Annotated in this window: 20 protein-coding genes and 5 pseudogenes; 5 read left to right on the forward strand and 20 right to left on the reverse strand. The window is 39.0% G+C overall.

From position 1 onward, the window contains the following. Positions 1 to 15: 15 nt before the first annotated feature. The 7 genes and pseudogenes from E4O00_RS11225 to E4O00_RS11260 form a co-directional block, all read right to left on the reverse strand. Positions 16 to 780, reverse strand: a complete 765-nt coding sequence (locus tag E4O00_RS11225; protein ID WP_253677450.1) for a nucleotide exchange factor GrpE — start codon at positions 778 to 780, stop codon at positions 16 to 18. 141 nt (positions 781 to 921) lie between these two features. After that, entirely contained in the window at positions 922 to 1,824 is a 903-nt protein-coding gene (locus E4O00_RS11230; protein WP_253677451.1) for a Fic family protein, read from the reverse strand. Between the two features lie 200 nt (positions 1,825 to 2,024). Beyond that, positions 2,025 to 2,954, reverse strand: coding sequence for a hypothetical protein (locus E4O00_RS11235; protein WP_253677452.1), 930 nt, complete (start codon positions 2,952 to 2,954; stop codon positions 2,025 to 2,027). Positions 2,955 to 3,135: 181 nt separating this feature from the next. Continuing rightward, positions 3,136 to 3,903, reverse strand: coding sequence for an ABC transporter ATP-binding protein (locus tag E4O00_RS11240; protein WP_253677453.1), 768 nt, complete (start codon positions 3,901 to 3,903; stop codon positions 3,136 to 3,138). Then, positions 3,890 to 4,649: pseudogene (cobK, locus tag E4O00_RS14335) on the reverse strand (precorrin-6A reductase). The gene E4O00_RS11240 and the pseudogene cobK overlap by 14 nt, the downstream one beginning before the upstream one ends. Further along, positions 4,646 to 5,368, reverse strand: a complete 723-nt coding sequence (cobJ, locus tag E4O00_RS11255) for a precorrin-3B C(17)-methyltransferase (protein ID WP_253677456.1) — start codon at positions 5,366 to 5,368, stop codon at positions 4,646 to 4,648. The pseudogene cobK and the gene cobJ overlap by 4 nt, the downstream one beginning before the upstream one ends. A gap of 18 nt (positions 5,369 to 5,386) precedes the next feature. Beyond that, positions 5,387 to 7,010: pseudogene (locus E4O00_RS11260) on the reverse strand (ATP-binding protein). A gap of 130 nt (positions 7,011 to 7,140) precedes the next feature. Here E4O00_RS11260 and E4O00_RS11265 point away from each other — a divergent pair. Next, positions 7,141 to 8,076, forward strand: coding sequence for a radical SAM protein (locus E4O00_RS11265; RefSeq protein ID WP_253677457.1), 936 nt, complete (start codon positions 7,141 to 7,143; stop codon positions 8,074 to 8,076). A 5-nt stretch (positions 8,077 to 8,081) separates the two neighbouring features. Here the strand turns inward: E4O00_RS11265 and E4O00_RS11270 are convergent, their stop codons facing one another. From E4O00_RS11270 to E4O00_RS11295, 6 genes and pseudogenes are all read right to left on the reverse strand, one after another. Further along, complete coding sequence (locus tag E4O00_RS11270; RefSeq protein WP_253677458.1) at positions 8,082 to 9,464, reverse strand: MATE family efflux transporter; 1,383 nt, start codon at positions 9,462 to 9,464, stop codon at positions 8,082 to 8,084. Positions 9,465 to 9,485: 21 nt separating this feature from the next. Further along, positions 9,486 to 10,302: pseudogene (locus tag E4O00_RS11275) on the reverse strand (hypothetical protein). 143 nt (positions 10,303 to 10,445) lie between these two features. Next, entirely contained in the window at positions 10,446 to 13,025 is a 2,580-nt protein-coding gene (locus E4O00_RS11280) for a leucine-rich repeat domain-containing protein (protein WP_253677460.1), read from the reverse strand. A 72-nt stretch (positions 13,026 to 13,097) separates the two neighbouring features. After that, on the reverse strand, positions 13,098 to 13,973 hold the full coding sequence (locus E4O00_RS11285; RefSeq protein ID WP_253677158.1) for an IS3 family transposase: 876 nt from the start codon (positions 13,971 to 13,973) through the stop codon (positions 13,098 to 13,100). A 26-nt stretch (positions 13,974 to 13,999) separates the two neighbouring features. After that, positions 14,000 to 14,278, reverse strand: a complete 279-nt coding sequence (locus E4O00_RS11290; protein ID WP_210121237.1) for a transposase — start codon at positions 14,276 to 14,278, stop codon at positions 14,000 to 14,002. 42 nt (positions 14,279 to 14,320) lie between these two features. After that, positions 14,321 to 15,748: a hypothetical protein gene (locus tag E4O00_RS11295; protein ID WP_253677461.1), complete on the reverse strand. Its 1,428-nt coding sequence runs from the start codon at positions 15,746 to 15,748 to the stop codon at positions 14,321 to 14,323. Positions 15,749 to 15,973: 225 nt separating this feature from the next. On the opposite strand from E4O00_RS11295, the gene E4O00_RS11300 reads away from it, so the two are divergent. After that, positions 15,974 to 16,231: a hypothetical protein gene (locus E4O00_RS11300; RefSeq protein ID WP_253677462.1), complete on the forward strand. Its 258-nt coding sequence runs from the start codon at positions 15,974 to 15,976 to the stop codon at positions 16,229 to 16,231. A 127-nt stretch (positions 16,232 to 16,358) separates the two neighbouring features. On the opposite strand, the pseudogene E4O00_RS11305 reads toward E4O00_RS11300, so the two are convergent. From E4O00_RS11305 to E4O00_RS11335, 6 genes and pseudogenes are all read right to left on the reverse strand, one after another. Continuing rightward, positions 16,359 to 16,565, reverse strand: a pseudogene (locus tag E4O00_RS11305) (hypothetical protein); the annotation flags it as partial. A gap of 27 nt (positions 16,566 to 16,592) precedes the next feature. Beyond that, on the reverse strand, positions 16,593 to 17,483 hold the full coding sequence (locus tag E4O00_RS11310; RefSeq protein WP_253677464.1) for an Rpn family recombination-promoting nuclease/putative transposase: 891 nt from the start codon (positions 17,481 to 17,483) through the stop codon (positions 16,593 to 16,595). Positions 17,484 to 17,570: 87 nt separating this feature from the next. Further along, positions 17,571 to 18,642: pseudogene (cbiG, locus tag E4O00_RS11320) on the reverse strand (cobalt-precorrin 5A hydrolase). Next, positions 18,642 to 19,388: a precorrin-4 C(11)-methyltransferase gene (gene cobM / locus E4O00_RS11325; RefSeq protein ID WP_253677467.1), complete on the reverse strand. Its 747-nt coding sequence runs from the start codon at positions 19,386 to 19,388 to the stop codon at positions 18,642 to 18,644. Before cobM ends, cbiG begins: the two are co-directional and overlap by 1 nt. Before the next feature lie 36 nt (positions 19,389 to 19,424). Further along, positions 19,425 to 20,339, reverse strand: a complete 915-nt coding sequence (locus E4O00_RS11330; RefSeq protein ID WP_253677468.1) for an MFS transporter — start codon at positions 20,337 to 20,339, stop codon at positions 19,425 to 19,427. A gap of 7 nt (positions 20,340 to 20,346) precedes the next feature. After that, positions 20,347 to 20,544 (reverse strand): hypothetical protein, encoded by a 198-nt coding sequence (locus tag E4O00_RS11335; protein ID WP_253677469.1) that lies wholly within the window; start codon positions 20,542 to 20,544, stop codon positions 20,347 to 20,349. A 267-nt stretch (positions 20,545 to 20,811) separates the two neighbouring features. Between E4O00_RS11335 and E4O00_RS14340 the strand changes: the two genes are divergently transcribed. Continuing rightward, a complete protein-coding gene (locus E4O00_RS14340) occupies positions 20,812 to 21,003 on the forward strand; it encodes a winged helix-turn-helix transcriptional regulator (protein WP_371922731.1) in 192 nt (63 codons plus the stop codon). Here the strand turns inward: E4O00_RS14340 and E4O00_RS11340 are convergent, their stop codons facing one another. After that, positions 21,004 to 21,705 (reverse strand): hypothetical protein, encoded by a 702-nt coding sequence (locus E4O00_RS11340; RefSeq protein ID WP_253677470.1) that lies wholly within the window; start codon positions 21,703 to 21,705, stop codon positions 21,004 to 21,006. 88 nt (positions 21,706 to 21,793) lie between these two features. Between E4O00_RS11340 and E4O00_RS11345 the strand changes: the two genes are divergently transcribed. Both E4O00_RS11345 and E4O00_RS11350 read left to right on the forward strand, forming a co-directional pair. Then, entirely contained in the window at positions 21,794 to 22,549 is a 756-nt protein-coding gene (locus tag E4O00_RS11345) for a ParA family protein (RefSeq protein ID WP_253677471.1), read from the forward strand. Then, positions 22,542 to 23,435: a ParB/RepB/Spo0J family partition protein gene (locus E4O00_RS11350; RefSeq protein WP_253677472.1), complete on the forward strand. Its 894-nt coding sequence runs from the start codon at positions 22,542 to 22,544 to the stop codon at positions 23,433 to 23,435. Before E4O00_RS11345 ends, E4O00_RS11350 begins: the two co-directional genes overlap by 8 nt. Positions 23,436 to 23,449 lie beyond the last annotated feature (14 nt).

Below are 23,449 nucleotides of genomic sequence, written 5' to 3' on the forward strand. Positions count from 1 at the left end.
AATATCTCCTATAACCTAATTTTCGTTTGTTTTATCGGCGGTTTCGTTTTCTTCCGCCTCTTTTTCATCCTGCTTTTCGGCAGGCATTAAGACCATTACCTTGGAGTGACGGATCACTCGTTCTTTTAGCTTATAACCTTTTTGGAGCTCTTCCCCTACAACAGCCTCTTTTACATCAGGCGATTGAATCATCGAAACTGCTTCGTGAAGGTTCGGGTCAAAGGCTTCTCCCTTTGCAGGGTAATAGCTAAGTCCGTACTTTGAGCTCAGCATAGAAACCATTTGATTTTTTATCATCACAACGCCTTCAACAAAGGCATTGTTTGCGGCTTCTCCGCCTTGATTTTTGCCGGCATTATTACCTGCATCAATAGCTCTGTCAAAATCATCCAGAACCTGTACAAGATCCAAAAGCAGATTGCTGTTTGCATAGTCGATAGCTTCCTGCTTTTCCCTAATCATGCGCTTGCGGTAGTTTTCAAAATCCGCAGCCTTTCGTAAATACTGATCCTGCCAGTCCTTACATTGGGCTTCCAATTCTTCTATCTTTTTTTCAAGCTCAGAAGCCTTATCATTTTCTGTTTCTTTTCCGCATGTTTCGCCGGAAGAAGTGCTGTGCTCTGCTTTGTCTTCTTGAGGGCTTTCTTTTGAAGTTTCGCAACCGCATCCGGCTCCTTGTTCATCTTTCACCGCAGACTCATCTTTAGGCTGAAGGTCTTTTTCAAGTTCTTCCTTCTCCGCCTGTTTTTTTTCGGCCTGCTTTTCATGATTCTTACTCATTTGAACTCCAACTACATTTTGTCTTACAAGATAGAAGATACTAATAGAAAAAAAAAGGGTCAAGGGTTTTTATAAAATCATAGCGTATTTTTTAAGATTTTTATTGCAAAACCATGCAAGCACTATTAATTAAAATAATAATTAATCATAAATAATACCGAAATAATCCAAACATTGTTTCATTAAATCCTGTCCGGTAAGACAAGTGTCTCTTAAATAACCTCTTTCATTTTTCCACTTTTTAATTCCTCTGTAATAGTAAATTTTTAGTTCTTCAGTAATTATAAAAGGGACAATATTATGTTTAAGACATTCTTTGAAAATTATTAATCTTCCAATACGGCCATTACCGTCTTGAAATGGATGAATAGCTTCAAACCGGACATGAAAATCTAAGATGTCATCAAAAGTGATTTTAGCTTTTAAATTGTATTTCGTTAATAATGCTTTCATCTCTGCTGCAACATCCGCAGGTTTTGTAGTTTCATCACCGCCCACTTCGTTTTCCAGCATTTTATAATCCCCAACCTTAAACCATGATTTTCGGCTATCAGTTGTACCGTACTTTAGAACATAATGAAGCTGTTTTATAAAACTTTCTGAAAGTTTCGTATGTGCACCTTCTATTATTAAATCAATACAATGAAAATGATTGACTGTTTCAACAATATCATCAACTCTAACAACGTCATCTGTAACTCCAAGAGTTCTTGTTTCAAAAATAAAGCGGGTTTGCTCGTGGGTAAGTTTTGAACCTTCGATGTGATTTGAATTATAAGTAAGATCAATCTGAATTTTGTGATAAATTCCGCCTTTCAGACCGGCTTCTTTTTCACGTTTAAGAAATGATAAGAGAGTATCTTGTTTTGCTGTATGACGAGTTTTTCGATGAGGCTTTTTTGCATCGGAAGGGATTTTCCATGTTTTACCTTCTAATAGAGCCCCCGCAATTCTACCCTGCAAGCAGTAATTTCTTACACTACGTTCACTGATTTGCCAGCGCTTTGCAGTTTCTTTAACAGATATGTATTTTATCTTATTCATAGGTAATATTATAACACATTATCGGCAATATATAAAGCGGATTTATGTATTTAAATTCAATTTTATTTTGCCGACAATAAAACGGTTTATTTGTACATTTATATTACTTTACCGGCTCAGAGGGCTGTCGTCTAGCATTCGCTTAACCTGCATTTGCGGCTCCTCCGCAATGGCAGGTTGAATATGAGTGTTAGAACTGATTATTTTTTATTTATAAAACAAAACAATGAATTGAAAAGTAAATAATTATATATTCTATATCTTTCAGAATAAAACATATTGATATTTGAAAAATTCATTGATGTACTCATCAAATATAATCTTTTTTCTTTTTCATCATAAAGATATGCATTAAAGGTTGCTGAACTACCTTCCGGGTCACTTCCGAAAGCAATAATATATTTATCGGCTCCACAATTCCATAAAATTCCTTCACGCTCCAACTCTATTGACTGCCAATTATTTGGATGTCTGTTTTTATAATAGCCTTGGTTCATCGCAACATCCAAATCTTCTCTCTTTACTCCATTTTTCTCATAGAAATTAATTGTTATTGAGTTTGTACCACCTCCGTAAATCAGAAAAAATTTATCTTCGGAAGTCTTTTCTTTTTGACTAAAAGAAATTTGATTCCAATCATTATCAAAGAGCAGCATACCGAGTTTATTATTAAACACATTCGCTTCTCTAAAATTGAATAAATTTATATTCTCATCAAATTCCTTATCATCATAATTATATCTCCATACTTCTTTTTCTGATGTCTTTTGTTTTTCTAATTTTGAATCAATTTTCTTTACTATTGCTTTTGAAAATGATGAGTCAATTTTATTGGATTTTATATATTTTTTTAATTGCTGTTGTATCTTGGCATTTCGTGTATTTCTAAAAAAACTTTCAAGTAGTAGACTATTTATCGTTTCTTTTCCAATATTATTTTGATATATTTTATCGAAAGTTAAATCATCTACTACACGTTTGCCGGCATCCCATTCTGAAAGGTAATTCTTCATACTAAAATAAACCTGCATTTCTTCAGTTGACGGAACATAAAAAAAATATTTATTCTTTTCAGAAAACAGGCAATTAACTGAAAAAAATAAAACAATCACCAATACTACTTTTCTCATTCTTTTCTCCTCGCGCCGATAGGCGTCGTTCTAACATACATTAAACCCGTCCAAATACTACCTCAAAAAATCATGTTTTTCAAGTCCGTAATTCCATAATTTTAGATTAAATTAAACATTTTTCCACTCTCATATTTCTCCATAGTTTGTAAACCAGATTGCAGCGGCGTTTATCTATGCATTATCTCGGAATTACGACCAATCTGTCGGGTCTATTGATGATATCAGCCTCTATCTTATAGATACTTAAAATATTTTGAGGATTCAGTACCTCTTCGGGATTGCCTTGTGCAAAAATTTTACCCTCTTTCATTGCAAAAAGGTAGTTGCCGTAACGGGCTGCTTGATTTAAATCGTGAAGAACCAAGACTACCGTAACCCCCGTTTCCTTGTTTAAACGGTTTACAAGCTCCAAGAATTCTATCTGATGGGCCAAATCCAGATAGGTCGTAGGCTCATCGAATAAAAGAATATCCGGCTCTTGGGCAAGGGCCATGGCTATCCAAGCTCTTTGTCTTTCGCCGCCGGACAGTGTTTCCAAGGTTTTGTCCCGCAAAGCAAAGGTATTTGTAAGCTTCATAGCTTCTTCTATTATCTTTTTATCGGAAGCTTCAAAGCCCTCAAACCATTTTTTATGGGGATAACGGCCGAAGTAAACCAATTCTTCGATGCTTATATCGTCAGGGTTTTTATTTTGCTGTAATAGTATAGAAACTTTTTGGGCGAGTTTTTTGGAATCCATTTTTGAGATGTCTTTTTCTTCGATAAAGATTTTGCCGGAAACGGGTTTTATAATTCCTGCGATGCTTTTTAAAATGGTGGACTTTCCCGAAGCATTGGGCCCGATTATCGAAACCACCTGCCCCTTTTTAACCCTCAAGTTTAGGTTTTGAACAACATGCTTTTCTCCGTAGGAAAGGCTTAAATTTTCTATCCTAAGCATGTCCATATTTTAAAACCTCATTTTTAAATTCTTCAAATTCGTTAATGCCCTCTTCTTTTCCGCGTCCGAGAATTAAGGCTATTATATTTAGAGCTTCACAGGCTGCGAGCTTTTCCCTTGTGCCTCCGGCATCTCCGCTGTCCTTCATCACAATATAGGAAGCTCCGTATTCTTTAAACATAGCTTCATTTAAATTTTGAGAAAATGGGCCTGTCATGGCTATTATGTCCTGAGTCGCTACTCCCGCATTTTTACATTTTTCGATGCTGTCTACCGTGGGTAAAATTCTATATACAAAGCGGTTTGAGGAGCGGTACACTTCAAAATCGGCAAGGGTCTTGGAGCCTGTCGTAAAAAAAAACAACAGAAGATTTTAATTCTTTTAAAAATGAACAAAGGCCTTCCATGTCATCAAAGGTATAAAAATTGCTTTGGTCAAAATCGGTTGAGGATTGAGAAGCTCCGCGGGTAAAGCGCAAATATTTTATGTTCAAATTTTGTGCGGTTTTTTTTGCATTTTGAGAAACGATTAGGGCATAAGGATGGCTTAAATCGGCAATGAGGTTTATTTTTTCTTCAATACAAAATTGTTCCATTTGAAGGGCATCCATTCTGCCGACCTTAAGTTTATGGTTTTTAAAAAAATCCCTGCTTTCTTCCGTTGCAACGCTCATTATATAGGGCTCATTTTTTGCTTTTAAAAAATCCGCAAGGCTTCCGGCTTCAGTAGTTCCGCCTATAATCCAGATCATTTAATCTTATATCCTCGGGGCGTAATCATTTTTCCGTTTTGAATATAGGTGTTGCTGTTCCCGATGATGATGAGGGTGAACATATCGATTTCATCGTAATTTATTTTTTGAAGCTCGGTGACAATAACTTCTTCATTATTACGGCAGGCATTTTTTACTATGCCCGCAGGCGTTTTAGGAGACCTGAATTTTAAGATTATATTTACGGCTTCTTCGATATAACGGATTCGAGTTTTAGATTTGGGATTGTAAAGAGCTATTACAAAATCGCCCTCGGCTGCCAGCTTGAGCCTTTTTTTTATAACCTCGTAATCGGTGAGCCTGTCGGAAAGGCTGATAAGAGCCGTATCGTGCATCAGGGGAGCACCCAGCCGTGAAGCCGCAGCAAAGGCGGCGGAGATGCCCGGAACTATTTCGACATTTAAATCGGGAGCAAGCTCCAAGATGGGGCCTGCCATTCCGTAAAGCCCGGCGTCTCCCGTGCTTATAATGCTTACGGTTTTTCCTTCTTTTACTTTTGAAACCGCATACTTGCATCTTTCAATTTCGCCTGTCATTCCGGTTTGAAAAACTTCCTTTCCTTCGATAAGGGGTTTTACATATTCAATATAGCCAGAATAGCCTACGATTATTTCGGATTCTTTTAAGGCTTCGACAGCCTGAACCGACATCTGTTCCGGCCCGCCGGGGCCGATACCTACAACAAATAGTTTACTCAATTTTAATTCCTTTAAAATTTATTGGTTATCAAAAGTTTCATATTTCCAGTCTTTTATGGTGCGCTCCTTTTTGTCAAAGGAGGAACCGATTAAGACTATTTTTTTACCGCTTGATTTAAAAGGTGCAGCATAGCCTTTTTCTTTTATCTGTGCTATTGCATCTTCCGCACTTCCGTTCCCGTCAAGTTTAAATTCAAAGATATAAATACTATCCGCAGTGTGAACAATACAGTCCGCTCTTCCGGCGGCACAGTGCACCTCGGTTTCTACAAATTGCCCCATCAGCTTAAAGATTAGGTAAACGGCAGTCTGATAATTTTGCTCCCTAAGTTTTAGTTTGTCTTTAGGAAGATTATCGTAGGGGACTCCGGCAATTATGGACTGCATCCTTTCCATAAAGCCGTCTATGTTGCCGTTCTTCACATCTTCCGTAAAACGCCAAACGGAAGAGGCTGTTTGATCGGTACGCAAAGAAGTGTAGTCAGGTAAAAGGTTTTTAAAAAAGCCGTAACGGACCTCATCATTGGGAAAGCCTAATCTGTAAAGGGCTGCCTCCCTTATATATTCTTTAATTGTAAGATAGCCGGACTGAAACAAAATCGGCAGAGGGTTTTTTGTGTCGGCTCGGTAATCGGCAAGGCCGGCTTCATCAAGTTCAACATTTCCGTCAAGGTCAGGAATATTATAATGAGCATCTTTTAGGTAGTTTACCAAGAATGTGGGCGTTCCCGTTGCAAACCAGTAACTTCCCACATCCTTTGCAGAAAAGGCATTTAAAAGACTAAACGGATTATAAACGCTCTTTCCTTCCTTTGCAAAAAGATATCCGTCATATCTTTTTTTTAAGAAGGTTTAAACATTCTTCATAGCTTATTTTTTCTTTGTCGGCTAAAACCTGAATTTCGGGAGAAAAAACGGCCGTCAATTCTTCTTGTGTTATCCCGCAGAGGGCAGAGCAATCTTGGTGAAGGCTTATATCTTGCAAGTTATTTAAGTCGCTGAAAATACTTATCTTGCTGAATTTTGTTACACCCGTTAAAAAGGCAAAGCGTATGTACTTGTCGCAAGTCTTTATAACGGAATAAAAAGATTTTAGAGTGCTGCGGAATTCTTCGTTTAAAGCTTCATTTACTCCCATTGTCTGCAAAAGCGGCTTATCATACTCGTCTACGAGTATAACAACCTGTCTGCCTGTTTTTTCATAGGCTCTCTGGACTATACCCGCAAACCTTTGAGCTAATTCTTCTTCCAGTTCATAAGCTCCATATATTTGTTCAAATTTAGATAAAGCCAGATTTAGATGGCTTTTTAAAGAATTAGGCTCATCATATTTTCCTATATTAAAATCCAAGTAAAGAACGGGATATTCAATCCAAGGTTCCGAGTTTTCAGCCTTAGCTCTTTCTTCTTCCGCCTTTTCAATGTACAGCCCGTTAAAGAGCTCTTTTTTTCCTAAAAAATAGGCCTCGAGTGTAGAAAGAAAAAGGCTTTTTCCGAAGCGGCGAGGTCGGCTTAAAAAGTAGACCTTACTGAAATTTGCAAGCCGAAACACATATTCCGTTTTATCCGCATATAAAAAATTCTTTTTGCGTAAATCTTCAAAACTTTGTACGCCTATAGGCAGTTTTCTGTAAAAATTCAATCTTAAACCTCCTCAACCTGGATTATTTACAATTATATAACAAAAACACCTTATGTACAAGCCGAGGTAAAATTCAATCATATCTTGAAAGTACACTATTTTGAAGGTATAATGTTAAGAGGAGATATTTATGGAATATGAAGGTAGAATTTGCAGGCCTCCTATGGAAAGGTCTTCTTTTATGCTTCCGGTAATGGTCGGCTGCTCATATAATAAGTGTAAGTTTTGTAATTTATTCCGCAGTATAAAGTATAGGGAACTGCCTCTTTCGCAAATTGAAGAGGAGCTTATACGCGTAAAAAATTTAAACGGGAACCTTTCTAAAATTTTTTTAGGGGACGGAAGCGCTTTTAATCTAAAAACGGAACATCTTTTAAAAATCTTAAATCTAATTCATAAATATTTTCCCGATTGTAATTGCATAAACATGGATGCAACAATCACAGGCATTTTGCAAAAAACCGATGCCGAATTGGCAAGATTATATACTCACGGAATTAGAACTCTTTATATCGGAATAGAAAGCGGCTTGGAAGATGTGCTTTTATTTATGAATAAGGATCACACAAGGACCGAGGCCGAAAGGGCAATCTCTAAAATACAAGAACACGGCTATTCTTTCGGGGCACACATTATGACGGGCATAGCCGGAAAAGGCAGAAGCATAGAAAATGCCGAGGCGACGGCAGAGTTTTTAAATAGGACGAAGCCCATCCGTGTTGTAAATTTTTCGATGTTTCTCCACAAAGAAGTTCCGCTTTATAAAGATATAAGGGCGGGAAAATATCAGGCTGCAAGCGAGACGGAAAATCTTATAGAAGAAAAAAGATTAATCGAGCTTTTAGGCAATGAGGCCTACCCTATTTTTTATGACGGCTTCCATGACTATCTGGAGTTTAGGGTAAGAGGCTCTCTTCCTAAGGATAGAGAAAAGATGCTTAAACACATCCAAGCCAAAATCGAAAGCTACAAGCCTATGCAAAACGATTACGCCTTTGTAAACGGGGAATGTACGCCCTCTCTCGAAAAATCGGACGGCACAGGCAAGGTATGGAAAACTGCCTGAACAGATCAATCCGTAACGGAGCGGAGCCATTTACCTGACCGGATTCTCCAAAGGCCTAAAAGGGCCTTAAAGGGTTCTTCACTAAAAAGGCAAATATAAATTCCCCATGCCGGAATAGAGGTGTAAACCGATAAGAAGTAGGCCAAGGGAATAGAAACACACCACATAACTGCCGTGTCGCAGATTATGCCGAAGCGCGTATCGCCTCCCGCTCTTAGAATACCGACAAGCATACACATATTAAAGGCTTTTAAGGGATAACAGCAAGCTAAAATTATAAAGAGCTTCATTACGGTTTCTAAGACTATTTTTTCTACATTAAAGAAAATGGGAGTTAAATAAGAAATCGGAATTAACATAGCTCCGACAAAAATTGCAACAAAGGGAACAAAGATTGAAACCTTTGCCGCATAAGTTTTTGCCTCATCATAATTTTTCTCTCCGATTTTTTTGCCTATCAAAACGCTGACTCCGTTTCCGAAGCCTATAAAGATAACCCATGTCAACATCGAAACGGTGTTTGTGATATTGTAGGAGGCATAGGCAAAGGTTCCGATTCCTGCAAATATCTTATGGTGAAAGGTGATACCCAAAGACCATAAAGATTCGTTTATTAAAACAGGCATAACTATCGTAAAATATTGCCTTATAAATTTAAGGTCAAAGTCAAAATGGTTTTTGAGCTTTCCGAGTATGGGATATTTCTTTTTCTTTGTTACCGAAAAAAGAATCAAAAGCTCTGCAGCCCGGGAAGCAACTGTTGCAATAGCAGCCCCCTTAACTCCGAGGGCAGGAAAACCGAACAAGCCGAAAATCAAAACGGCGTTTAAGATTAAGTTTACAAAAAGAGAAACGAGGGTTGCCGCAACCGCTACTCTTACCTTTTCGATAGAGCGCAGGGTAATCATAAAAATAAAGTTCACGGCAAAGGGCAAAAAACAAAAGGCAGAAATACTCAGGTAGTCCACGCCCTTTTCGATTACCGCTGCATCCTTTGAATAGAGGGATAAAATTTCTTTCGGGAAAATAGTGCAGGCCAAGGTAAAGAGGGTACTGAAAAAAACTGCAACAATGAGGGAGATTGCAAATGTTTTTTGTAAGCCGTTAAAATCTTTTTTGCCCCAAAACTGTGCGGTAAAAACCATACCGCCCGAACCTATTCCGTATAAAATCAAATTCAATAAAAAGAATAATTGATTGCCGAGACCTACTGCCGCAAGCTCGACGGTGCCGAGTCGGCCTATCATTATTGTGTCTAAAATATTTACAAAGGAGCTTATAAAGTTTTGCAATATTATGGGCACGGCAATTATAAATAAGTTTTTTAAAAAAGATTTATCGGAAAATACCGATTTTAAATTTACAGCCGGTTTTAAATTCGTAGTCATAAGTGTTAAAACTCCCCCGTATTAAAAATCTAAAATTTCTTTTCGATGTCTTATTCCTAAAAGGGATAAGTTTTCTTCAAGGCCGATACTTTGATCATAATTATCTTTTAGGTCAATCAAAAACCTGTTCATCGAAAAGTGCTGGTAAAGATAGATTTGCGGATTTTTTGTATCCTTATATAGATTCTTTATTTCGTTTGCATAAGATTGAAATAAGCCGCGGGGTTTAAGCTCGCTATAGCCTACAAGCCATATGGGACAGTCCAATTTTTTTTGAAGCTCAGCCGTTTTTTGAGCCGTAAAAATCTGAGTCTCTTCATAAAATTTTTTAAAAGAACCGTCTACGTCTTTTTTTAAAAGAAAATCGAGCTGTTTTGTCTTGGCAGTATGAATGGGCGTTTTGTTTAGGATAATGACATTCTTTCTAAAATCGATTCCGAACGAGGGATTTTTTTTAAAGAAGTTATCCGCAATCTTTCCTGCAAGGCCTACAAGGTACCTTTGATTTTTATGCAGCTGCTCATTTTTCCCCGGATTATCGCCTATGACGATGAGCTTAATTTCATCATCTTGACCGATTAAATCCCAAGCGTGATTATACACTATCGGAGTTTCCACAGGATAGGGAGGAGTCTTAGCCGCTCGTGCAGCCTCTTCTTGAAGCTTGGCCAAACCCTCCTTAAAAAATAAAGCATTTTCTTTTTTTAAAAGATTGGGCGGCACAGTTTTCTAAAAAAGGTTCTTTATATTTATATCCTAAGATATCAAGGTAGTTTATACATTCGGTTTTATACTCGCTTTTAAATTTACAAAAAGCATTCCACTTATCTTTTTCCATCGGCAAGGTATTATATCAGATTATTGAGGGGTTTGAAAAGATGTAGAAAAAACTGCCGTTCCCTAAGCTTTTTTACTTTGAGCTTAAAGAAACGGCAGCAATTTTTTACTTTTAATCCAATATTAAATTAAGTAACTAATTTATTAATTGTATGACTCAACCCTGTCTGCGGGATAATTACAAGGATTACCCGTTACAAGAGCCTTTATCCTTTCAAAATCGGCACCCGATTTTATAAGGACTTTTTTGCAGTATGAATCTTCATTCCGCCCGAAAGCATCATTCCCTATTGTCTGCACACTTATAGGCAATTTTATTTCTGCCTTTGTACAGCCGGAAAAAGCATATTCATCAATCATAGTAAGGTTTGCAGGCAGACTTATATTTACTAAGTCCCTACAGCCGTAAAAAACAGCCTTATCGATAACGGTAAGGCTTGCTAAGCCGGAAAGGTCTATGCTTGTTAAGCCGGAGTAGGCAAAAGCACCTTGTTTGATTGAAGTAATGTTTGAAGGCAAACTTATGTCTGGTAAGTACTTACAGTCGGTAAAAGCATTTTTATCAATTACTGTAAGGTTTGTACAGCTTGAAAGATTCACACCGGTTATACTGTAGTTGGATATAAAAGCGGATCTTCCTATTGTTGTAACTGTAGAAGGAATGGTGATATTTCCTGATACGACATTTGTACAGCCTATCAGAATTGTTTTTGTACTGTCGGAATAGTAGAAGCCTCCTTCTTCAAAACGCCCGGGAAATTCAATCCTATTTTTAGCATAGTACGTATCAAGAACCTTTCTGTATATTTCATAATTCGGAACAATTACTTTTTCACAGCTATCATAATCACTTCCGAAAGCAAAATCTCCTATTGCCTGAACATCTATAGGCAGACTTACAGTTGCTTTTGTGCATGAGTCAAAAGCTCCCTTGCCTATAGAACTAAGGTTTGAACAGCCTGAAAGGTCTACACTTGTTAAGCCGGTACATCCTGAAAAAGCTTCACTACCTATAGTGGTAATACCTATCGGCAAATTTAGGTTTGTTAAGCCCTTACAGCCTGAAAAAGTACCATTATCTATAGTAGTAAGGTTTGTATAACCTGAAAGGTCTAGACTTGTTAAGCCGATACATCCTGAAAAAGATTCACTACCTATAGTGGTAAGGTTTGTATAACCTGAAAGGTCTAGACTTGCTAAGCCGGTACAGCCTGAAAAAGCTTCACTACCTATAGCAGTAATACCTATCGGCAGATTTAGGTTTGTTAAGCCTTTACACTTGTAAAAAGCACCGTTTCCTATTGTAGTAAAACCTGTATAACCCGAAAGGTCTAGACTTGCTAGTTTTGTACATTCACAAAATGCATTTTCTCCTATAACAGTAAGAGGACTTGCAGGAAGGGTTACACTTATTAGTTCCATGCACCAATAAAAAGCCCGAGGATTTATAGCGGTTAGGTTTATGCAAGCGGAAAGATCTAAACTTGTTAAGCTGTAACAGGACGCAAAGGCACCGCCTATTTCGGTAAGGTTTGAACACCCTGAAAGGTCTACACTTGTTAAGCCGATACATCCTGAAAAAGCACCTGCTATAGAAGTAAGGCTTGAACACCCTGAAAGGTCTACACTTGTTAAGCCGGTACAGTCTGAAAAAGCACCTGCTATAGAAGTAAGGTTTGAGCAGCCTGAAAGGTCTACACTTGTTAAGCCGGTACATCTTGAAAAGGCCCAATCTTTTAGGGTAACTAGGTTTGCAGGTAGTCCTACACTTTTTAACCCCTTACAGTAGCGAAATGCTCCATCGCCTATAGAAGTAAGGCGTGTCAAGCTTGAAAGGTCTAGACTTGTTAAGCCGGTACAGTTATAAAAAGCATGATCACCTATAGAAGCAAAACTTGTACAGCCTGAAAGGTCCATACTTGTTAAGCCGGTACAGTCTGAAAAAGCATTATTACCTATAGAAGCAAGACTTGTACACCCTGAAAACTTTATGCTTTGTAAGTTCGTATGCTGGTAAAAAAACTTTTCGCCTATTTCAGTAAGACTTGTGCAGCCTGAAAAGTCTACACTTGTTAAGCCGGTACAGTCTGAAAAAGCACCTGCTATAGAAGTAAGGCTTGAACACCCTGAAAGGTCTACACTTGTTAAGCCGGTACAGTCTGAAAAAGCACCTGCTATAGAAGTAAGGCTTGAACACCCTGAAAGGTCTACACTTGTTAAGCCGGTACAGTCTGAAAAAGCACCTGCTATAGAAGTAAGGCTTGAACACCCTGAAAGGTCTACACTTGTTAAGCTGGTACATCTTGAAAAAGCCCCATTACCTATAGAAACAAGGTTTGCAGGCAGGTCTAGACTTGTTAATCCCGTACATCCTGAAAAAGTACTATTGCCTATAGAAATAAGGCTTTGAGGTAAGCTTACGGAAGTTATTTCGGTACAGCCAATAAAAGCTCCATTCCAATTACCTCCGCTTTCTATCTCGATAATACCATCGCCGAGTATTATCTTGCCTTTAGGTTTAGTGCCTTTATATCCCTTACCTTCTGAAGTAAGTATAATTCTAGTACCTGTACTGTCAATATTAAAATTGACATAGTTTGTTACGGCGTATACGGTTATGCTTTTATTTATAGGGTATTCATCCGTCAGTTTTTCACCCGCTTCGTTTTTAAGCCGCCACTCGTACACAGCATAATCTCCTCCTTTCCATTCACTTTTTAACATTACCTTTTCTTTTGCTCTATCTCTTTGAAAAAGTCAATAATAGTGCATACCCTAAATTCCCTAAAATATAGTTTAAGCTGCCGGTTTTGATAAACCGGTTTCAAACAGTTCCCGATAAATCGCAGGAGGATAACCTTTCGGATTCATTGTGGTAATCCTTCGTCGGTTGTAGTAGACAATAAACCTCCAGACGATTTTCTTTACTTCTTCCCTTTTCAATTTTGTTGTATCTATGCGGTATAGCTTCTCCTTCTTGAGTGTCGCAAAAAAGGATTCCATTCTCGCATTATCATAACATTTTCCCACACCGCTCATGCTTTGAATTGCATGACGGCGAGCCAACTCAAGTTTGTACGCCTCACTCGTGTATTGAGAGCCGGCATCACTGTGATGTATGAGCCCATCAGCCGGCTTTCTTAATTCATATGCCTCCTTTAGAGCTTTTATACAAAGCTCTTTTTTCATGTTGTCGTCCATCGCTACTGCGATTATCTCTCCTGCAAAGCAGTCCATCATCGGTGCAATATACAGCTTTCCATCTTTGCACGGAACCTGCGTTATATCGGTCAGCCATTTCTTGTTAGGAGCGTCTGCGCTAAAGTCCCCTTTAAGAAGATTTTCAGGCCTTTGCGCCTTTCTGTCGGCTTTGGTAAGTCCATCAGGGCTTCTTCTGCTCTTATGAAGCAGATTCCCCTTCCTCATCGCTCTGATTATAGTCGAGCGAGAAACTTTTATGCCTCGCTGCTCAAGTGCTAATCGCATTCTCTGTATTCCATAATTATCGTTTTCAGGATCTTGTGAAAGAATCTTGTGTATTTCGACCAGAAGAAGTTGCCAGCGTTTCATCTTTGTACGGTTCCGTTTCCACTTGTAAAAACCCGTTTCGCTCACCTTTAGGGTTCTACACAGCTTTACAATTGACCACATTTTCTCTTTTGCATTTTCCAAAATGTAGCTGAATAACCCTTGCGTACTTACTTCTTCCGGTCTACGACGAAAAAACCGAGAGCGTCCTTGAGTATTTCGTTTGCTTTTTTCAGCTCCTGTATTTCTCGCTGCATGGCAAGCTCTCTCTCGTTTAACGGTGTTTTGTCCGATGCGATTCTCTCTTCCTTCGCCTTTCGGCTTCTCACCTTCCTCCACTCTGCAATCGTGTAATAACTGAGTCCCAGCTGTTCGGCTGCCTTTTTCACTCCTATCTCATCTGACAATAGCAGTGCCTGTTCCTTAAATTCTTTATTGTACTTGACCATATCTTCCCTTCCTTTATTTTTCGGGTTTTTAGGTCTGCACTTTTATGATAACGGTTCACTTATTTCCGACCAAGTATTAGCACCCTCTGGTTTAATGTAAGTATTTTTAGGTATTTGAGTGCGTTCATCTCCCGATATTTTAATTATAAAGCTATCACCCCACTGAGCTGTGTACACTTCGCTATGGTTTTGTGCCGGAAAGGTATCAGGCAAATCCGGCTCCCAGCCGCCGAAAATTTCTCCCTCTTTTACAGGTTCTGCCACAGTTACGGGCGAGCCGAATCTTCCTTTTAACTTGTTGCCGTCGGTAAGCTGCGTGGTTGTAGTTCCGCCGTCCAAGTTTAGCATCAGGGTAATAATGTTTCTGTCATACTCAATTTTTACTACCGTAGAACCGTCCGCTTCTATCTTCTTCTGAATAATAGGTTTTTCCGTAAAGCCTACATAAGTTTTGGCTGCCGCAGCAGTATTTTCACCTGCATTGCCAGTCTTTGTTTCTGTGTCCGCTTCTATTTTTGTGTACTCGTTATCCGCAATGTTTTGCTGCCAGTGTTCCACAGTGTAGTTTGCTATTTGAGGAATCGGAGAGCTCTTAGGTCTTGTTACTGCAAAGACTGTTGTATCTTCCGTAAAGGTGTTATTGTCCTCAATAATTTGACCCGTTTTATCGGTAAGCCGCCATTCTTTAAGTTCGCAATTTTCTTTAACGGTGATTTTACCCGTTGCGGCGGCTTTGATGTTCTGCCATTCGACATTCTTGTCGGCTTTAAAGGTGTTTTCTACAGCAAGTTCTACGCCCTCATCGCCCAGTACCGTAATTCCGACCGTTTCAGGTTCCGGATCTCCGTTTTGTTTAGAAACCGCAAAGACCGTTGTGCTTTTATTAAAGGTATGATTTCCGTCTAAGTATGCTCCGCTTGCTCCTCCGAGCTTCCACTCCAAAGCGGTGCAGCCTGCTTTAAGACTGACCTTTGCTTGGGCTTGTGCCTTAATGTCAGCCCATTTTGCACCGCTTGTAACTTCAAAATTTGAAGGACTTACAAGCGTGTAACCTTCGTCTGCATCTACCGTAATTGTGATACTTGAAGGCTGAATGCTGCCGCCCTTCGGCTTAGAAAGGACAAAAACGGTTTTGTTTTCATTAAATATATAATTATCCTGTAAATCCGCTCCGATTGCACTGCCCAACTTAAAGCCTTTCGCCTCGTAACCCGGCTTATAGCTTACTTTTTCCTCTACCTTACTCCTTACCCCGCTCCATTTAGAACCCTTGGTAACTTCAAGAGTGTTAGGTGCGTTTACAGTTACGTTTTCATCGCCTGTTAGTGTGATTGTTACCGTTTCTGGCGTTTCAGGAGGCTTAACCCCGGGAGGGCAGCCTGTAAAAAGCCCAATCAATAAACCTAGAGCCAATACCGATACAGTAAGATTTACTGCCCCAAAAAATGATTTTCTTTTACTTTGCTTCATTCCTATTTCCTTCCTTTTTAATTTATTTTTAATTTAACCACAAATAGCCCAAAGGACGCGAAGAAATTTAAGGGAGATGTTGTAAGAGGTTCCTTTATAATCCTTTGAGATCTTGGAGAGCTTTGCGGTTTTATTAAACGGTATAATATAAAAAAAGCCCAAGGGCAGAGAGGCCGGTTTTGAAAGACCTTCTGTTCTTGGGCGTGGTTTGAGTAGTTTGTATTTATGCGGAAAAATTTACTTAAGCATGGGAATGCCTCAGCTGCGAGGCTGCGAGGCTGCGAGGCTGCGAGGCTGCGAGGCTGCGAGGCTGCGAGGCTGCGAGGCTGCGAGGCTGCGAGGCTGCGAGGCTGCGAGGCTGCGAGGCTGCGAGGCTGCGAGGCTGCGAGGCTGCGAGGCTGCGAGGCTGCGAGGCTGCGAGGCTGCGAGGCTGCGAGGCTGCGAGGCTGCGAGGCTGCGAGGCTGCGAGGCTGCGAATTTTAGCGCCTCCGCATTTTTCTGTCAAGAGCTTTTTAATAAGTTTTTTATAAACTATATAACTTTTAGCCTTCTTTAACATAACAACAGTATACAGGATTAAGGGGAAAATTGCAAGGGCGTTTTTTTGCTTTTATAGAGCTTCGATTTCTTTGATGCTTAAGCCTGTCCCTTCAGCTATTTTAGCGATATCAAAACCGAGTTTTTTAAATGCCGCAGCCGTTTCAATAGCTTTTTGGTAAGAACCTTGTTCGATTCCTTGAGATATGCCTTGTTGTATGCCAATCATCAAACTTTCTTGCCTTTGGACGGCTATATCCGTATCATAATCATATTCTGCCAGTAACATGTTCAGTATCAAAGATTTCTAAAGGTTTTGGATTTCAAGTTCAGACAAGCCTGATATTTCTTTAATCACAACTATATCAAAGTTCTTTAGTTTCATCATTTTAGCCGTTTCAAGAGCTTTTTGGTAAGAACCTTGTTCGATTCCTTGAGATATGCCTTGAGATATACCTTGTTGTATGCCAATCATCAAACTTTCTTGTCTTTGGACGGCTATATCCGTATCATAATCATATTCTGCTACCAACATATTGATTACCTCCCGTGATTTTCTCGTTAAGTATTCTTTTAAGATTCCTTTTTCTATACATATTTTTACTGCATTGGTAAAGCCTTTTTCAGGGTCTAGTTGCGTTTGCTTTCTTACCTCGTCCACAAAAAGACTGTATTCTTCAAGCGGCTTGCACGCCGTTAAAACTTTGTTTGCCTTATCGGTATTGATGTTTAAAACCTGAACCGTCAGCTCCAAGGGCATCTGTTCAGACTTTGTAATAAAAGCATCAGAAAGTTTTAAAACCGCTGTTTCAGGGTAGTCTTCCTTGCCGTTATAGAAAACATAGAACTCCGGTGTCGGTATTTTTGACAGTTTTCTCAGATACCTGTCTGTGGGTGCTTGCAGCTTTTCATAGAGCCTTGCTATATACTGTAAGAAGCGTAAAGGCATGTTTTCGTTTATGGTGGACTGGTGTTCAGCCAATATGATGATTTTACCATCTACAAGGCAGGAAACATCGTTGATTATGTTCATGTACATAACATTATCAAGCCTTATATTTTCTACAGGGCAAGACAGTTGCAGATTGGTACCGTGCAAGGCATTATAGAGCGATAAAAAGTTTTCTTTAGCTTTTTCGTCTTCACTGAACAAATCGACAAAAACCGAGTCTTTGTATTTGCGGTTTGAACTACTCATATCAGCCTCCTGTTATTTGTATTATAACATATACGAACCGATTTTAAAAGATCATATTTGTAAGAGATTTTTCCATCATCCTTAATTTTACACCATGTCCTCCGCAACAGAAACCGTGACACCCTCATGTTTAAACTTATCTAAAATTATTTTGCCGCCGAGGAGGAAGGCGGAAGGGGCGGAGACATTGTAAACGCCGACTGTCTTTTTTACAAAGTCTGACTTTTCAAAATTGTCTTCGATTTTTTCTATTTGGCTTTCAGAAAAAAAGACAGGGCTTATGTTTAGTTCTTTTGCAAAATCAAGCAAGCCTTTTTCATTTTGTTTTAATTCTATCGAGGCTATCGCCTTAACAGCTTTCAAATCCTTGTTTATCGAATCAAGGGCAAGCTTTACCGTCTCGGCAAGGGTTTCTTTATTCACTCCTTTTTTTAAGCCTATCCCAAGGTTTAAATTTTTTCGGCACCAAGTGTACCATTGGCAAAGAACCGCTTAAAGCAGATACCGTTTCTCTTTTTTTATTTGAAACAATGATAAGGCCTTCAAGTTTTTTTTCTTCTTTCACGGATTGTAAATTTGAAGTAAATTTTACGGCCGGTAAATTCGAATTAAAATCTTCATCTTGCAAAACAAAAAGATTAGGGTAATTTATGGGAGACACCTTATCCTCGGAATAAAAGCCTACAGCCTTTCCGTCCACCATGAGGGCAGTGATTATTTTTGCATCTTCCATGGACAAGATAGCATAATTATTTTTCTGAGCAAACAAATCGACAGCTTCTATGCTGCGGCCGTCGGAGGCAGTTGTAATTACACTCACAGCCCCTATCGCTCTTGCAATTTTTTCGGTAAGAGCATTGGCTCCGCCCAAGTGCCCCGACAGCAATGAAATTACAAAGCGTCCCATATCATCGATTACAAGCACGGCAGGGTCTTGGGTTTTATCCTGAATATAATCCCTTATCATGCGGACGGCAATACCTGTAGAGGAAATAAAAATAAGGGCATCTCTATTTTTAAAATCATCGGGAATAAGAGAGCGGATTCCGCCGGCTGTTTTTGCATTATAAAAATGCTCGATTTCGGAATTCAAGCGGGATAATTTTTCTCCCAAGAGCTTTCCTTTTTCGGTAAATGAATAGGCAGCTATTTTTTTCATTATTCTGCGTTTCTGAATTCGTGAGAAAATTTAGGATTGTAAAGCCGGGACCTTTCATAAGCCCCTGCAATAAAATTCCCCACCAAGATTTGAGCCGTTTTGTTTACTCCGGCCTTCTTCACTTTTTGAGCGATATCGCCGAGGGTGCCGGTTATTATTTCTTGATCTTCCCAAGTTGCCTTGTAAATTACCGCAGCAGGAGTCGCCTCATCCTTATAGCCCTTGAGAAGTTCCGTAACTACATTTTCTATATTTTGCACTGATAAAAAAATCGCCATCGAAGCCTTGTGGGCAGCAAGGTCTGCCAGCTTTTCATCTTGAGGAACAGGGGTGCGGCCTTCCATGCGGGTTAAAATAACTGTCTGGCTTACATCGGGAAGGGTAAACTCTTTTTTTATTGCCGCCGCCGCTGCCGTACAAGAGCTGACACCCGGGACAACCTCGTAGTCTATTCCCAGCTTATCAAGTTCATCCATCTGCTCCCTGACGGCTCCGTAAATTGAAGGGTCTCCGGTGTGAAGTCTTACAATTTGGGCATTGCGGTTTTCTTCCATAACCTTGATAACTTCTTCAAGGGTCATTGAAGCCGAGTTATAGGTTTTGCAATTATGCTTTGCAAACATCAAATGAGCCTTTGAAACCAAAGAGCCTGCATAAATGATAACGTCGGCCTTTTCAATCAGCTTGCGTCCCTTTATCGTAATTAAATCCGGATCCCCCGGACCCGCTCCTACAAAATAAACCATAAGTATTCCTTTCTTGTTTTTAATTAAAATGCATCTTTAAGATTGAGCTTTCATAACAGCCGATCTTCCCAAAAATAAAAATAGAACCAAAGCTGAAATACTGTAAATGGAATTTCCTGTAAAAAGCATCCTCCAGCCCGTATTAAAAGGTATTAAAAAGACCGGAGCTATCCCGACTCCTATATATGAAATTAAACCGACAATCGAAAAGCCGATACTTCTCTCTTCTTCATTTTCAAAACTACCGATAGCAACATAAAACATTTTAAAAAGACTGCCGTAACCTAAGCCGTATATAAAAGCGAAAAAATATAGCAAAAAGGTTCCGCCCAAAAGCACAAGAGAAATTTGGCCTGCTATAATAAAAAACAATGCAAAAAGCACCATATTAAACTTGTAGTTTATTTGTTTAAAAAACTGAACTAAAATATATCCTGACCAAAAAAAGAGATAGTATATTCCGATTGATAAATTTACCGATTTAAAATATATAGGCAAATAAGATATTATTGAACCGTATGATATCGATGAAAATAACAGCACAATAAACGAAATTTGAAATATTTTATTCGACAAAACTTTTTTCAAATTATAAAGCATTTTAGAAGCCGAATCTTCGCCGCCATTTACTTTTTGCCGATTTAAGGATAACGAAATTATTGTCATTATAGAAGCAAATATAGACCAAGATACAAAAAGAAAATAGGGATTAGTATTATAAACATTTTCACCTATAATGGGCGAAAACACAGAAGCTATGGCGACGATAGCATTATATATGCCCAAATTAGAAGTACGCTTATTTTCGTTTTCACTGAGTAATACTAAAATCGCAGGCGGAACTAAACCGATAGATATGCCGAATAAAACTGTTCCGATAGACATCCAAATCATGCTGCTGCTTTCAATTACCAAAATAAGACAGCCTGCAGTGAACAGTATACTTCCCAATATAATTTCAGTCCTCGCCTTTAAAAAAATTCCCGATTGAAAAAACACGCGTAAACAGGAGAGAGCTTATAAATGTCATCATAATAATATTTATATCCCCTGTTTTTTTGTTGATATTAAATACTATTAAAGATAACAAAGCCGTCAACATCGAAAAAATAAAATTTATAAAAAACGAAACAGTGAATAATTTTTTCTCGTTCATAAAAAGCTTATCCTTATTTGAGTATAGTAAATATAAGCCGTTCTGTCAATCAATTTATATCAGGGGGGAAGGGCTCTTAAGTTCATTGATTTTGAAGGAGATTTTAGAATTTGCTTATATCGGAACAACAAGATAGACGGCACCAATCCTGTCACCAATGGCACCAATTCTGTCACCAATGGCACCAATTCTGTCACCAATGGCACCAATCCTGTCACCAATGGCACCAATCCTGTCACCAATGGCACCAATCCTGAATCTAACGAAATTTTATACGAAAAAGTATTAGATTCGTTAAAAACAAACCCAAAAATTACTCAACAAGAAATAAGTAAATTGCTCAATACCTCGCTTCGTACCGTTAAGCGTATTTTAGCCCGCTTGCAAGAAGAAAATATTGTAAAACGGGAAGGGTCATCAAGAGCGGGCTCTTGGCTTGTGATTGGTAAAAAAGTTTAATTACCCTATCCTATGATTTCGATTTTGCTCTTCACGGTATTTTACCATAATGTCTTCAAATATATTTGCACTGGTAGGCGGTGTATAAGTAATAGCATTTGCTCCGGCTTCTATTGTACGCAAAATGCTTTCATCTGTGGGGCCGCCGGTTGCAATTATGGGGAATTCGGCTCCCAGGTCTTGCCTCAATTTTTTTACAATTAGAGGAGTTTCTTTTCCGCCTGAAACATTTAATATTTGTACACCGGCCTTGATTTTTTCGATAACCTCATCATACTCCGAAACCACAGTCGAAATAATCGGAATATCTATTTCTTTGGACATTTTTTTGATCACTTCAACCTTCATAGGCACATTTACAACAACGCCGTAAGCTCCCAAAAGTTCGGCCTGCAAAGCAATATGAATCGAGCGGTTCCCTGTAGTAATTCCTCCGCCTACTCCGACAAAAACCGGAACAGGAGCAACCTCTATTATCGCCTGCGTAATCGAAAGCTGGGGAGTAAAAGGATAAACAGCCATTATCGAATTTGCATTGGAGTTTTTAATTACAGCAATATCGGTCGAAAACAAAAGGGATTTTATCCTCCTGTTCAAAATCATAATTCCGCTTGCCTGATAAATAGTTTCAGGCACCTGCACAGTCTTTTGTCTAAGCTCCGAAGAAATCTCCGGTATAAATTTTCCTTTTTCGTCTTTCATAATAAGTATTTTACTATTCTTTAAAGGGGGATGTCAAGGTTGAAAACCCCTTACATAAATATTAAAAATCATGTATAATGAAACTATTATGGGAAAAACATTTGTTTTTGTAAACCAAAAGGGCGGGGTCGGGAAGACGACTTCCGTGATTAATTTGGGTGCTTACATCGCACTGGCAGGAAAAAAGACTCTTTTAATAGACTTTGACCCTCAGGGGAATATGTCTTCAGGTGTCGGTATTCAAAAAAAGCGGCCGACCGTTTATGATGCCCTTGCCCAAAAGACCTCAATAAAAAACACCATCTACCCTACTACGGTAAAAAACCTATCGGCAATCCCTGCTTCAATAGACCTTTCGGGAGCAACGGTAGAACTTGTAGAAGAAGCCGACAGAGAATTCTATCTTAAAAATATTATCGAAAGCGTAAAAAGCGAATACGATTATATCCTAATCGACTGTCCTCCGTCCTTGGGCATTTTGACATTAAACGGACTCACGGCAGCCGACCAAGTGTATATACCGCTCCAATGCGAATACTTTGCCCTTGAAGGATTAACCCTCCTTTTGCAGACAGTACAAAGGGTACAGCAAAACCTTAATCCTTCCCTTGAAATAGGCGGAATATTTTTTACCATGTTCGATTCAAGAACGAATCTTGCTCAAGAAGTTGTACAGCAGGTATCTTCATATTTTAAGGACAAGGTTTTTTCGACCATTGTTCCGCGGAATGTAAGATTATCCGAAGCCCCATCGCATGGAGTTCCGATTTGCAATTATGATGCAAAATGCACCGGAGCAAGAAGTTACGAAAAACTTGCAGATGAGGTATTAAACCGTGGCTAAAAAATCGGCATTAGGACGGGGGCTCGATGCCCTCTTGGAAGAGCAACCTTCAAATCATACAGTGCAGGAAACACTAAATATTTCCGAAGATTCAATTATCAATCTTGACCCAAAACTACTTCAGCCCAATCCCTATCAACCTCGAAAAACTTTTGATGAAGAAAAAATAAACGAACTTGCAGAATCAATAAAAGAACACGGAATAATTCAGCCGATTGTAGCCGAAAAACATGAGGACAAGGGTTATTTTATAGTAGCAGGCGAAAGGCGCACAAGAGCCGCCGTCAGTTTAGGCTTAGAAACCGTTCCTGTAATCCTGCGCAGCTTTGAGGAAAAAAAGAAGCTTGAAGTCGCCCTAATAGAAAACATTCAGAGGGAAGACCTAAATGCAGTCGATGAAGCCCTTGCCTATCAAGAGATTATGGAACTCACCCGCATAAACCAAGAAGAGCTTGCAAAAAGGGTCGGGAAAAGCCGGTCGGCAATTACAAACAGTTTAAGAATATTAAAACTGCCCGAGGAAATGAAAGAGGCTTTGCGGGTAAATAAAATCTCGGCGGGTCATGCACGCTCTCTACTATCCATAGTAAATCCTGCCGATCAAAAAATTCTTTTTACAAGAATTTTAGAATCGGATATGTCGGTCCGAGAAGCCGAGTCAATGGCAGCCGATCTTAATTCGGGAATCGGACGCATAACAAAAAAACAAAAAAAAGAAGCTCCATCTCTTTCTACCGATGATTTTGAATTAAGAGATATTGAGCAGCAATTTATAAATTCCTTGGGAACAAAGGTGCAAATAAAAGGAGACTTAAAAAAAGGAGTTGTCGAAATATCATACTTTTCAAAAGATGATTTGGATATGTTATATCAAAAATTAAACTAGTCAATTAAGCAGGA

Origin of the sequence: Treponema sp. OMZ 788 (genome assembly GCF_024181245.1) — a bacterium.
GTDB lineage: Bacteria > Spirochaetota > Spirochaetia > Treponematales > Treponemataceae > Treponema_B.